Origin of the sequence: Otoolea muris (genome assembly GCF_943193115.1) — a bacterium.
GTDB classification, from domain to species: Bacteria; Bacillota; Clostridia; order Lachnospirales; family Lachnospiraceae; genus Otoolea; species Otoolea muris.
On record NZ_CALPCY010000015.1, the window covers coordinates 78,753 to 91,796 of the forward strand.

13 protein-coding genes are annotated in these 13,044 nt (G+C 44.5%); 12 read left to right on the forward strand and 1 reads right to left on the reverse strand.

What is annotated here, in order from left to right; translation table 11 throughout:
* Window positions 1-9: 9 nt before the first annotated feature.
* From NFS31_RS11250 to NFS31_RS11305, 12 genes are all read left to right on the forward strand, one after another.
* Window positions 10-1,218 (forward strand): polysaccharide biosynthesis protein, encoded by a 1,209-nt coding sequence (locus NFS31_RS11250; RefSeq protein WP_160302636.1) that lies wholly within the window; start codon window positions 10-12, stop codon window positions 1,216-1,218.
* A gap of 14 nt (window positions 1,219-1,232) precedes the next feature.
* Complete coding sequence (locus NFS31_RS11255; RefSeq protein ID WP_251494918.1) at window positions 1,233-2,339, forward strand: nucleotidyltransferase family protein; 1,107 nt, start codon at window positions 1,233-1,235, stop codon at window positions 2,337-2,339.
* The gene (neuB, locus tag NFS31_RS11260; RefSeq protein ID WP_160302638.1) at window positions 2,336-3,370 is read left to right on the forward strand and encodes an N-acetylneuraminate synthase; all 1,035 of its coding nucleotides are present in this window, start codon (window positions 2,336-2,338) and stop codon (window positions 3,368-3,370) included. Before NFS31_RS11255 ends, neuB begins: the two co-directional genes overlap by 4 nt.
* Entirely contained in the window at window positions 3,367-3,990 is a 624-nt protein-coding gene (locus tag NFS31_RS11265; protein ID WP_251494921.1) for a NeuD/PglB/VioB family sugar acetyltransferase, read from the forward strand. The genes neuB and NFS31_RS11265 overlap by 4 nt, the downstream gene beginning before the upstream one ends.
* Window positions 3,987-5,150, forward strand: a complete 1,164-nt coding sequence (neuC, locus tag NFS31_RS11270; protein WP_251494924.1) for a UDP-N-acetylglucosamine 2-epimerase — start codon at window positions 3,987-3,989, stop codon at window positions 5,148-5,150. Before NFS31_RS11265 ends, neuC begins: the two co-directional genes overlap by 4 nt.
* A gap of 34 nt (window positions 5,151-5,184) precedes the next feature.
* Complete coding sequence (locus NFS31_RS11275) at window positions 5,185-6,195, forward strand: Gfo/Idh/MocA family protein (protein ID WP_251494948.1); 1,011 nt, start codon at window positions 5,185-5,187, stop codon at window positions 6,193-6,195.
* The gene (locus tag NFS31_RS11280; RefSeq protein ID WP_160302642.1) at window positions 6,192-7,124 is read left to right on the forward strand and encodes a Gfo/Idh/MocA family protein; all 933 of its coding nucleotides are present in this window, start codon (window positions 6,192-6,194) and stop codon (window positions 7,122-7,124) included. Before NFS31_RS11275 ends, NFS31_RS11280 begins: the two co-directional genes overlap by 4 nt.
* Window positions 7,121-7,948, forward strand: a complete 828-nt coding sequence (locus NFS31_RS11285) for an acylneuraminate cytidylyltransferase family protein (RefSeq protein ID WP_251494929.1) — start codon at window positions 7,121-7,123, stop codon at window positions 7,946-7,948. Before NFS31_RS11280 ends, NFS31_RS11285 begins: the two co-directional genes overlap by 4 nt.
* The gene (locus NFS31_RS11290; protein ID WP_251494933.1) at window positions 7,945-8,151 is read left to right on the forward strand and encodes a hypothetical protein; all 207 of its coding nucleotides are present in this window, start codon (window positions 7,945-7,947) and stop codon (window positions 8,149-8,151) included. Before NFS31_RS11285 ends, NFS31_RS11290 begins: the two co-directional genes overlap by 4 nt.
* A 142-nt stretch (window positions 8,152-8,293) precedes the next feature.
* Window positions 8,294-9,553: a DUF6020 family protein gene (locus tag NFS31_RS11295; protein WP_416389456.1), complete on the forward strand. Its 1,260-nt coding sequence runs from the start codon at window positions 8,294-8,296 to the stop codon at window positions 9,551-9,553.
* A 36-nt stretch (window positions 9,554-9,589) separates the two neighbouring features.
* Window positions 9,590-10,375 (forward strand): polysaccharide deacetylase family protein, encoded by a 786-nt coding sequence (locus NFS31_RS11300; protein WP_160302646.1) that lies wholly within the window; start codon window positions 9,590-9,592, stop codon window positions 10,373-10,375.
* A 471-nt stretch (window positions 10,376-10,846) separates the two neighbouring features.
* The gene (locus tag NFS31_RS11305) at window positions 10,847-12,151 is read left to right on the forward strand and encodes an HAD-IIIC family phosphatase (protein WP_251494936.1); all 1,305 of its coding nucleotides are present in this window, start codon (window positions 10,847-10,849) and stop codon (window positions 12,149-12,151) included.
* A 176-nt stretch (window positions 12,152-12,327) separates the two neighbouring features.
* Here the strand turns inward: NFS31_RS11305 and NFS31_RS11310 are convergent, their stop codons facing one another.
* Complete coding sequence (locus NFS31_RS11310) at window positions 12,328-12,828, reverse strand: amidohydrolase (RefSeq protein ID WP_331482594.1); 501 nt, start codon at window positions 12,826-12,828, stop codon at window positions 12,328-12,330.
* Window positions 12,829-13,044: the final 216 nt, after the last annotated feature.

Consider the following 13,044-nt stretch of genomic DNA (forward strand, 5'->3'; position numbering starts at 1 on the left):
GATGATGGTATGTTTTATTTAAACGATTTTATTTCAAAGTACGTTACAAAGCGTGCGGACAGTTTGTTTATCAGAGATATTGAGCAGAACAGGGATGCATTGTCAGATCACATAAGGAACAGCCGGGTTCTTGTAATCGGAGGCGCAGGGAGTATCGGAAGCTCGTTTATCAGGGAAATCCTCCCATTTAAACCGGATGCATTAACCATTGTGGATACGAATGAAAATGCATTGGCTGAGCTGACGAGAGATTTACGCAGTACGAAGGGACTGTTCATTCCGGGACATTATGCGCCGTATGCGATGGATTTCGCTTCGCCTGTTTTTGAAAAGATGTTCAGGAACCAGCATGGATTTGATATTGTGGCCAATTTTTCCGCCCATAAGCATGTGAGAAGTGAGAAAGACATCTTTTCTGTGGAGGCTCTTCTCAGGAACAACGTCCTTCATGCGCGGAAGCTGCTGGAGTTGCTGGCGGAGGCGCCACCCAGGGAGTATTTCTGCGTTTCAACAGATAAAGCGGCGAATCCGGTGAATATCATGGGGGCCAGTAAGAGGATTATGGAGGATGTGATATTTTCTTATTCCGGCCATTTTCCGGTCAAGACAGCGCGCTTTGCGAATGTGGCGTTTTCCAATGGCTCCCTGCCTGCTGGTTTTATGAACCGCATTTCAAAGCGTCAGCCGTTAAGCGCTCCCCTGGATGTAAAACGATATTTTGTTTCTCCAAAAGAAAGTGGGCAGATCTGTATGCTGTCCTGTATGCTGGGGGAAAACCGGGAAATATTTTTTCCGAAGCTGGAGGAACGGCAGATGATGACCTTTGACGCCATTGCGGCCGGGCTGCTGCGTGAATATGGTTATGAGGCGGTACGGTGCGGTTCTGAGGAAGAGGCGGTGGAAATGGCCGGGGATTTGAACGCCGGCAGCATGAAATATCCGGTTTATTATTCGGAATCCGATACATCGGGAGAAAAGATGTTTGAGGAATTTTATACGGAGAATGAGCTGGTTGATATGGAGCGCTTTTATTCGCTTGGCGTTATTACGGGTAAACGGGCGGCTGATGCGGATAAAATCAATGCGCTGTTTTTGTCGTTAGAGGCGGCCTTTGCATCGGATGCTGTGACAAAAGAGCGTATCATTGCGATCATCAGGGCGTATCTTCCTAATTTTGAACATATTGAGACTGGGCGCTCGCTGGATGGCAAGATGTAGAGGTCAGAGGAAGGATGAAAGAACAGAATCTTGAAAAATACTTAAGCGGCGGCGACTGCTCTGTTGCGGAGGCCATGGCGCAGATCGACAGAAACGCGAAGGGGATTGTATTTGTGGCGGATGAGGAAAAGCATCTGCTTGGAAGCGTTACGGATGGCGATATCCGGCGATGGCTGATCCGGACAGGGAACCTTGCGGCAAAAATTTCGCAGGCTATGAATCAGCGTCCCAGATATTTGTTAAACGGCAATACTCAGAAAGCGGCTGAATATATGAAAGAAAACGTGATTGGCGCAGTCCCTGTTTTAGATGCCGATAGAAGGATTATTGATATTATTTTTGGTACCGATGGATTTTTACGGAAACAAAAGAAACGGAATACCCTGGCAGGAACGCCGGTGATCATTATGGCCGGCGGAAAAGGGGCCAGATTATATCCCTATACGAAAATTTTGCCTAAGCCGCTGATCCCCATAGGAGATATTCCGATCATCGAACGGATCATGGATCGTTTTTGCACATATGGCACGGACGAGTTTTATTTGACGGTGAATTATAAAAAGGGGATGATTAAATCCTATTTTGCTGAAACCAGTCCGCCATATCGGATCCGGTATGTGGAAGAGGATAAGCCTCTGGGGACTGCCGGAAGCATACGCCTGATTGAAGATAAATTTACTTCTCCGGTGTTTGTGACGAATTGCGATATCCTGATAGAGGCGGATTATGGCGATATTTTGGATTATCACAGGCGTTCCGGCAATCGGATGACCATTGTTTCCGCTTTAAAGAATATTGTGGTGCCTTATGGCGTGCTCCATTCGCAGGAGGAGGGAATTGTTACTTCAATGGAGGAAAAGCCGAGTCTGTCCTATTTCGTGAATGCCGGGATGTATATTCTTAATCCGGATTTGCTGAAACGGATTCCGGAGGATACATTTTTCCATATGACGGATTTGGTTAAGCTTTTGATGGAGGAAAAACAGCAGGTCGGAATGTATCCGATCAGTGAGGATTCGTTTCTGGATATGGGAAAATTTGAAGAGCTGTTCCGGATGGAGGGGAAGCTGGAAAGGAGGGAAGGGCGTTATACAAACGCCTTTCAGGGGAAAGACGGATGACAACGCGGAGAGAACATAAAAAAATATTTATAATCGCAGAGGCCGGTGTGAATCATAACGGAAGCATAGAGCGGGCAGAGCAAATGATTTATGCGGCAAAAGAAGCCGGGGCAGATGCGGTAAAATTCCAGACATTCCGCACGGAGTGCATGATATCCCGGTTTGCACCAAAGGCGGAATATCAGAAGGCGAGGACAGGACGGGAAGAAAATCAGAGGGATATGGTAAAAAAGCTGGAATTATCCTTTGACGCCTTTCGCTTTTTAAAGCGGGCGGCGGATAAGGCGGGTATTCTTTTTCTCTCTACTCCCTTTGAGCTGGAAAGCATTTGCTTTTTAGAATCGCTGGGAATGCCGCTTTGGAAAATTCCTTCCGGAGAAATCACCAACCTTCCTTACCTGGAACGGATTGCCGCCACAAAGAAACCAATACTTTTGTCTACAGGAATGTGTGAGATGGATGAAATCAGAAATGCAGTCCGGCTTTTTGAGAATTATGGCCTGGGAAAAGAAATGCTTACACTTCTTCACTGTACGACAGAGTATCCAACTCCGGAGGAGGACGTTAATCTGCGTGTCATTCCGGAATTTCAGAGAGAGTTTGGCACAGATGTCGGATATTCGGATCATACGCTGGGAATTGAAATTCCAATTGCCGCGGCCGCTCTGGGGGCGAATGTGATTGAAAAGCATTTTACGCTGGATAAAGCGCTGGAGGGCCCGGATCACAGGGCCAGCCTGGATGCAGATGAACTGGCAGAGATGGTGAAAGCTGTCAGAAAAACAGAGGCTGCCCTGGGAGATGGCATAAAGAAACCCTCAGAGTGTGAACGGCAGAACCGGATTGCCGCAAGAAAAAGCATTGTAGCCATGACCAGAATTCGCAGGGGGGAAGTTTTGACAGAACAGAACATTACGGTAAAGCGTCCGGGAAATGGAATCAGCCCAATGAAATGGTACGAGGTATTGGGAACGACTGCGGAGAGGGACTATGAGAAGGACGAACGCATTGAATCAGGAGGGGAGCGATGAGGCCGTTAATTCTGGCAGGCGGGGGAGGACATTGTTTGTCTGTCCTCGATACGGTTCACAGAATTGGTTATTATGATGAGATTATTATTCTGGATGTTGCAGAGAGGGTGGGCGGCACGGTTTCTAAATATACGATATGGGGGACGGAAGCTTCTTTGCCGGAACTATATGGAAAGGGCTGCAGAGACATTATGATTTCCGTGGGAAGTACGGCCAGTACGGCTGTGAGAAGGGCGATTGCAGAGAAGATAGAGCGCTGCGGATTCTCTTTTGTCAACCTGTTCGATCCTTCCGCGGTCATATCCGCGGAAGCAACGCTGGGAAAGGGGATATTTATCGGAAAAAACGCGGTGGTCAATGCTGGGGTTGTGATCGGCGATATGGCCATTATTAATTCAGGAGCGATTGTGGAGCATAACAATTTTATTGGGGAATACAGCCATGTATCTGTGGGGAGCGTTCTTTGCGGGGATGTGGAAGTAGGCCCGGATTGCCTGATTGGGGCAAATGCCACGGTTTTGCCCGGGGTTCATATAGGAAAAAACAGCATCATTGGAGCAGGGAGCCTGATTTACAGGGATGTCTCTTCCGGGAGCAAGATTTACGGGGGAAACAGATGAAAAAAAAGATTTGTATTGTCACAGCGGCCAGAGCAGAATATGGACTTCTGCGCCCTGTTATAAATAAAATCATGAGAGATGGGCAGTTAGAGGCGATGGTAGCGGTGACGGGGGCCCATCTTTCCCCGGAATTTGGATTGACTGCCAGGGAGATAGAAAAAGACGGCATTGCGATTGACAAAAAGATTGAGATTTTGCTCAGCGCCGATACGGCGCCAGCCATTTCTAAAAGTATGGGACTGGCCCTGATTGGTTTTTCTGATTATTTTGAAGATAAAAAGCCGGATGCGGTTTTATTGTTAGGGGATCGCTATGAAACGTTGGCAGTTGCTGTTGCGGCTATGAATGCCAGGGTCCCCATTTTCCATCTGTACGGAGGGGAGACGACACAGGGAGCTGTTGATGAGGCGATCCGGCACGCAGTTACCAAAATGGCGTATCTGCATTTTACAAGCACAGAATGTTACCGCAGGCGCGTGATCCAGATGGGAGAATCTCCGGAACGCGTATTCTGTGTCGGGGCGCTGGGCGTTGAGAATGCGCTGCATACGGATTATCTGACAAAAGCGATGCTGTCAGAGGAATTAGGGATTGATTTGGAACGTCCGTATGCCCTGGTAACCTTTCATCCCGTGACACTGGAGGAAAAAAGCGCGAAGCAGCAGGCAGAGGCGATCCTTGAAGCCTTGGAGGAATTTCCGGAGTGGAATTTCATCATGACAAAGGCCAATGCGGATCGGGATGGAAGAATCATTAACCGCCTGTTTGAAGCATATGCATCAACACATCGGAATGTGAAGCTTTTTTCCTCCATAGGAACGAAGCGCTATCTGAGCGCCATGCGGTATTGCAGGATGGTGATCGGTAATTCCTCCAGCGGGCTGATAGAGGCTCCGTCTTTTAAGGCGCCGACAATCAATATCGGGGATCGACAGCTCGGGAGGATAAAGGCGGAAAGCGTGACAGACTGCCTTCCGGAAAAGTCAGACATCGTAAGCGCAATGCTGAAAGCGGATGCGGCGATAGAGAAAGGATTGTTTAAAGAGACAGTAAATCCTTATGGAGATGGGAATACATCGGATCAAATCGTTCAGAGGATGAAAGAGGCGCTGTGCGTGTCAGGTATAAACCTGAAAAAGGTATTTTTTGATATAGCTTAGCAGTTTATTAAAAGGTGGGTGGGAAAGTTTGAGAGTGGCGGTAATTGGGCTTGGATCTATGGGAAAAAGAAGGATCCGTCTTCTGAAGCAGTACATAGAAAAGGAAGGAAAACGGAATGGGAGGAAAAATGAAAAATGGGAAATTACAGGCATTGATTTAAGCAGAGAGCGTTGCCTGGAGGTTGAAGAGCTCTGTAATATTGAAACCTTTTCGGATTTAGATAAGGGATTATCGAAAGGAAATATAGATTGCGCACTGATTTGTTCGTCTCCTGCTTCACACGCAGAATTAATCCACGAATGCCTTAAACGGGGGCTGCATGTATTTACAGAGATGAATCTGGTTAATGACAGATACCATGAAAACCAGAGGCTGGCAGGGGAGAAAAAACGGGTTCTTTTTTTGTCTTCCACATTTTTATATCGAAAGGAAATTGAATTTATAAAAGAAAAGCTTCAGGAAAAAAGCTTCGGGGGGGGGTATTTCTACCATATTGGACAATATCTGCCGGACTGGCATCCGTGGGAGAAATATCAAAATTTTTTTATCGGGGCGAAAAGGACGAATGCATGCAGAGAGATTTTTGCAATCGAAATGCCATGGCTGATCGATACGTTTGGAGGGATAAAGCAAATACAGGGAATACATAAAAAAATATCCAGTCTGGAGATTGATTATGATGATATGTACCATCTGACACTTGAGCATGAGTCGGGGGTGGTGGGGAGCCTGATTGTAGATGTTGTCTCGCCAAAGGCGGAACGCATCATGAATATTTGGGAAGAGCATTTCCATCTGGAATGGAGAGGGACGCCGGATTCGTTAAGGCTATATGAAGAAAATACCGGGAATATGATTTCAGTGGCTCTGTACGAAAATGTGGAACGCGCAGAGGGCTATTCTGCGTTTGTCGTAGAAAATGCATATTATGAGGAGCTGGCCGCTTTTTTCGCCGCAATAAGAGGGGAAAAGGCGGCCCGCTATTCATTTGGACAGGATGAGAAGGTGCTGGCATGGATTGACAGGATTGAGGAATTAAAATGAAGATTTGCTTTGTGGGCCTTGGCTCAATTGCGGCAAGGCATATCCGTGGTATAAAGGAGCTGTTTGGAGCGTCTGCCCGGATTGATGTCCTGCGCAGCGGAAATGGAAAAATGCCGGAACAGCGGATTGCAGCGATGATTCATAAAACATATTACAGTCTGGAGACGCTTCCCCGGGATTATGACGTGATCTTTATAACTAATCCAACTGCCCTGCATTACTGCACTTTGGAAAAGATGCATAATCGGGGCAGAAATTTTTTTATTGAAAAACCGGTATTTCAGACAGGAAAGGAAGATTTGGGGGGTTTAAGACTGCAAAAGGATCGTGTATATTATGTGGCCTGCCCGCTGCGTTATACGAATGTTATCCAATATCTGAAACAGAATACAGACTTTTCTGAGATTTACAGCGTTCGCAGTATTTCATCCAGTTATCTGCCGGACTGGAGGCCCGAAGTGGATTACAGAAAGACGTACAGCGCAGATGCCAGCCTTGGAGGAGGCGTTTCCATTGACCTGATCCATGAATGGGATTATCTCTGTTATCTTTTGGGAGAGCCGGAAAAGGTATATTCCATCATTGGAAAAAAATCAGCTCTGGAAGTTCATAGTGACGATATTGCAGTTTATATTGCGGAATACAGGGATAAAGTGGCAGAGCTGCATCTTGATTATTTTGGAAGATTTCCGATACGAAGGCTGCAGCTATTCGGAAAAAGTGAGACGTTGGAAGCAGATTTGCTGGGGGAAAGCATTTCCTTTACAAAGGAAGGGAAAGTCCTTTATCTGAAAGAGGGAAGGGACGCATACCAGAAAAAGGAGCTGCAGCATTTCTTTGCGATCGTTCAGGGAAAAGCAGAGAATGACAGCACGCTGCAAAATGCCTGCAGAGTGCTTCGGATTGCAAGAGGAGAAATGGGAGAATGAATTATTTATTTACGCTTTGCGGGCGCGCGGGTTCAAAAGGGGTAACAAACAAAAATATACGGGAAATGAACGGCGTACCGCTTCCATACTATACGTTGGCAGCGGTTTTCCTTTTTAAGAAAGCGCATCCGCAGGATGAAATTACAGTGGCCTTAAATACAGACAGCGAAGAGTTAGTGATGCTTATCAGGCGGCAAAGAGCCATGCCGGATATACGTATTGTAGAGCGCAGGGCTTATCAGGCGGGAGACAGGACAGCAAAGGTTGACGTGATTCAGGATACATATCTGCATTGCTGTAAGGATACCGGCCGTTCGTTTGATATGGTAATCGATTTGGATCTGACTTCTCCTATGAGGCGTCTGGAGGATATTGAGCATGCGGTGGAGATGTTCCGGTCTGACCTTGCGTCCGATCTGGTCTGCAGCGTTGTCCCCGCGAGAAGGAGCCCATATTTTAATATGGTGGAGGAAAGAGGGGATTATTATAGAAAAATATGCCAGTCAGATTATACTTCCAGGCAGCAGGCGCCCAAGGCATATGAGCTGAATGCCAGTATATATGTGTACAGTCCGTCTTTTCTTGAATCGGAAATAGATAAAACGATTTTGGAATACCGATGCAAGATTGTCCAGATGCCGGATTATCTGGTATTGGATATTGATTCTGAGAGAGATTTTACGCTGATGTCGCATATGATGGAATATTTTAAGACAGAGGACAGGGAACTGGAGAGGGTGATTGAGGCAGCAAGGCGTCTGTATGAAGCGGCACAGGTTCAGGAAGAAATGAAGTTTAATTTGACTGGAGGGGGAGCCGTGTGAAAGCGGTTTTGGTTATTATAACCGCCATTGCATTTGGGATATCATGTGTAACAGGCTATTATCTGGAAACAGATATGAGCTATGGAATGATGATAATTTTTGGCATTGGCGATATGTGTGTATTTGTTTTGCTGTATCGAGTTTTCTTTAAAGTGTTCCATCTGAAGAAAATAGCCTGTCTGAGAGGAGTGGGGGGGGGGTAAAACAGAAAATTGTTTATTTAACAGAAATACATTTTTGAAGGTGTTTGCTGTAATTTTTCTTTTGTGGATCCCGCTCGTTTTGATAAGATATCCGGGAATACAGTCAGGCGGTGTTTCCGCTCAGTTTCAGCAGATTATGGGAATGGATACATTAGCCCGCAGGCTTAGTCCGGTTATTTATGACGGACATTATATCAGCGGACATCACCCGGTGTTACTGACCTTTTTATTTGGAATGTTTATAAGATTCGGGGCAGCGGCAGGAAATGTGGATATTGGCATGTTTTTACTTAACTGTGCTGTCTGCATTTTTAATGCATTGGGCTGGGCCTATATTATTTCATCGTTTTATCAGTATTTAAACAGGAGGGAATGGTTCCTCCTATTTATTTGTTTCAGCGCCAATCCGTTAATTATATCGTTAAATACATATGTGCTAAAGGATAACTTATTTGCAACATTGTTGAGTGTATACTGTATTGTGATTTTCAGGATATGCCAGGATGGGATGACTAAAAGATACAAATATCAGATGCTGGGTATTTCTATTCTGTTGCCATTCATAAAAAATCAGGGAATTTATATTGTGGCTCTGGTAAATATAATTTTGATATTTAGTATAAGGAATACAATAAGGGCCTGGATAAAAAATATAGTCTTTTCAATATTGATTTATGGAATTATTTTTTCCGGAGTTATTATGCCTTTAATGAAAATTTCCCCGGGAGGAAAGCAGGAAATGTTTTCTCTGTTTTTTCAGGCAACGGCTAAAACGATGCTGGAGCATTCCGATGAAATTGAAAAAGAAGAGGCAGAGGTTATCACAAAGATACTGCCCATAGAAGATTGGAGCGTATATACTCCCCACAAGTCGGATAATATCAAGTTTCAGTTTAATCAGAAGGCGACCTCTACTGATTTAAAGGATTTTTTCATTGTCTGGATAAAGATAGGGTTTAGGCGCCCAAAGTCCTATATCAAAGCAATACTGGCGCAGACCTATGGATATTATAATATTGATTATGAAACGGCTGACTGGAATTGGAATGGAGCTGAGCACCCGTTTACGTCAAATGGGGATATGATTTCTGCGCCAAAGTGGGAGACATTGAATCAGAAGATTACAGATTTTCTTTCATGGTGCATTCATCATGAGCATTTTAAATATGTATTTAATATCGCTGTTTCATTTTGGCTTATTGCCATGTGCTGTCTGGTATATGAGGGTGAAAAAAAGAATCTTCTGTGGATTGTGCCGACAGGAGTCCAATGGCTGATATGCCTTTTGTCCCCTGTAAATGGAAGCGGAAGATATGGAATGGTTATATATGAAATGGCTCCGTTTATCGCGGCATATACGTTTTCAACAAAGACAGATGATTTACAAAGCAAAGAATCATAGAACGGTACAGAATAAATAAAGGAGTAAAAAGCTATTATGAAATATATCGTATTGTCCTTTGACGACGGACGGGAGGATTTTTACACAAACGCATTGCCAATTATAAAGAAAAACAGTCTGACGGCAACGCTGAATGTAGTGACAGATTTTATTGGGGGGCATAGAAACGTCAGTGAAATGGCTTCCGCGGATAATAAATTTGTCAATTGGGAGGAGGTAAAGGAGTGTGAGGCGGCTGGAATTGAGATTGCAAGCCATTCTTCCAACCATACAAATGCGATTGAAAAAATACGGAAGGCGGATCAGATATTTAGGAGAAGAAATATTTCCAGATATAAAGGAGGCTTTGCAAGTCCGAATTCCTGTATATGGAGCAGGAACATTAAAAAATACGGGGAAGTGGTAAGCGATGGGACAGTCAGTTATATTCGGAGTGGGAATCAGCTTAGAAGAGATGGGAAGATTCGCCTGCTTTATTACCTGATGATGCGGTTTACGGGATCGCGGTATTTTTTCTGTCTCTATCATAAAAGGAATATCATTAAACTCAGCGAGTCCCTTGTATTTTATCCGAGTGTTTCATGCGACAGGAATACGACGGTACAACAGATTGTAAAGCTGATCCAGGCAATGAAAGAAGGAGAGGCAGCGATTTTATTATTTCACAGTATACTAAAACCATCGGATCCCGGGTATGGAAAGGATAAATGGTACACAGATGAGAGGATATTCAGAGCAATCTGTTCATATATCAGCAGAGAGCCGGGCATAGAAGCCCTGACGAATTTTGAGCTCCATAATTTAATGAAAGAGCAGGTTTAAAAGATGTATGGTTTTGAATTTGCACCCAGAAAGAAAACGGGTATATTTCCTAAATATGATATAGGACAGGCCGTATCCCCTGAGGCGCTCGAAAGGATAGCTCCTCTGGTCTGGCAGGAACACTGCGTTGAGTGTGCGATGCCGCTATGCTACAGTTCATGTGCGCATTACAGGAAAAGGGCGGACGGGAGATGCAGAAGATTTAAGTATGGAATTGAAAAATTCAGGAGAAACGGCTCTATTCTGGATGAAAATGTCGTTATAAATATGAACGAGTGGGCAAAGCTGGAAACATTTTTCTTTACGGCAGGTTTTTCATATAAGAATGTGTACATAATTTCTAAATGCCTGGATGTTCCTGCTTTTATTGCTCAGATTTCGCCATTCGGGAAAGTGAAACGTTTTTGTTACTATATCAAAGAATATTTTACGAGGAAGATAGGATATCTGGGAGAAAATATTCCTGATTTTTTGCTTTTTGAGATATTTAACGACAGCGCTGTTTTTAATATCATTCTTGAAAACAGAGCGGATGAGGAGATTGTTTTTCGCAGAAGCCTTTTGATAAATCAGGGCTACAACCGATATTGGATTCCATCAGAGGAGCTGAATTATAAGCGTGAGAGGCTAAATAATTTGTGTTTATATCCGGACGGAAGCGGGCCTTGCATTCTGAACATCATCAGCTTAGAGTTAGTGACTATAAAATCAGATTATATGAGGCGGTATTTTCCTGAATCTGACAAAAAGGTAAAATGTGTCGTATGGGATTTGGATAATACATTGTGGAATGGGGTCATTGCAGAGGACGGAGAGGAAGGGATACAATTAAATCATGAGATTGTGAATATAATTAAAAGGCTGGATGAAAAAGGGATTATAAATTGTATTGCAAGTAAGAATGATCAGGAAAGGACATGCGGTATCCTGAAGCAAATGGGAATCTCCGAATATTTTGTATGTTCGATGGTTAATTGGAATCCAAAAAGCGAAAATATTAAAAAGATAGCGAAGATTTTGGATATAGGTTTAGATACCTTTGTCTTTGTGGATGACTCTGCTTACGAGCTCAGCGAGGTGAGAGTCAACTGTCCTGGAATCCGGGTTTGTGATGCGCACGAAATTACGGATTATGTGAAAAAGGAGTTTTTTAATGTCCCGGTTACAAAAGAGAGTAAAAGTAGGAGGAGGTCGTATCAGGAAATCATGATTCGCAATCGGGCGGCGCTTGAATCTAACGATGATATAACTGACTTTTTAATTTCATGCCGCATGAAGGTTCATATTGCCCATCCAAGGCCAGACGAATTAGAACGGTGTTATGAACTGGTACAGAGGACCAATCAGCTCAATCTCTCTGCAAAACGCCTGACCATGGAAGAGATAGAAGACAGTGTTCGTTCTGACAGGTATGATGCTTATCGGATAAAAGTAGATGACAGATACGGTGATTACGGCCTGGTTGGATTTGCCCTTTTTGATATTTCAAATGGGGAAAGCGCTGTATTAGAACACTTTGTATTTTCATGCAGAGCGGCGAGAAAGCGGATTGAAGAGAATTTTTTTAAATACATGATTTTGAAATATAAATCTTTGGGATTTAAGAGCCTGGATTTGATTTGCAAAAGGACGGAGAAGAATCAGCTAATGCAGCAGGTTTTATCAGAAAGCGGCCTTTTCAGGAAAACAGATAAGGGGGGCGGCGAGTTCCAATTACATACGGATTTATCAAAGGATTTTGGTGAAGTACAGATAGTAGAAATTGTAGAAGAATGAAGGAGCAGCCTGGCGGTTTATTCTTTGTCTCACGAGAATCTCCCTGCCAACAATATTTTCCGCTGCTTTTGCCGCAAGATTTACACAGACGATCGCAGTAGCAATGGGCCGGGCATTGCGCGCGACAATGGTCTGCAGGGAAGTGATGATCTGAGCGGCTGTCACCAGCGGGGCGATCATGGTATGGGGAGCGGAGGTATGGCCGCCCCGGCCGGCATCTCCGGTCTGTTATGCAGGCCATATATCTCATCCATAGGGAAGCGCTCAAAAAGGCTGTCGTCAATCATGGCCTGAGCGCCCTTACCCGGTTCCTCAGCAGGCTGGAAAATAAAATGTACAGTACCGCTGGAATTGCGGCGCTTTGCAAGCAGACTCGCGGTTCCTAAAATGGTTGCCATGTGCCCGTCGTGGCCGCAGGCGCGCATCCGGTTTGGAGTTTGGGAAGCGTAAGGCGGCGTTCCCGTTTCCTGAAGCTTAATGCAGTCAATATCAGCTCTGATCCCGATGGAGCCCCCTCCGTCCCCTGACTTTAAGGTCGCTATCAGTCCGGTTTTCCCGATGCCTTCTGTAACCTCAAGTCCCATTTCCCTAAGGATACCAGCCAGATAGTTTGCGGCGCCGGCCTCCTCAAAGGCACTTTCCGGGTGCACATGGAGGTGCTGCCTCCACTGGATCATCTGCTATTTTAATGTCATCATCCAAAACAATTCCTGCCTAATCTGATTTTTATTGTGCAGATAAACATTCGCGCCTGTATGGTATTTTCATTATAACGCAGGCTTGTTTGTGCGTAAAGCGTTGTCATTTCATTATTACCCTGAATCCGTGAAATTTAAGTCGGTACTATTTCCTTTAGAACCATATTTTACAAGGTCTCTTGGGATTTAGAAGTA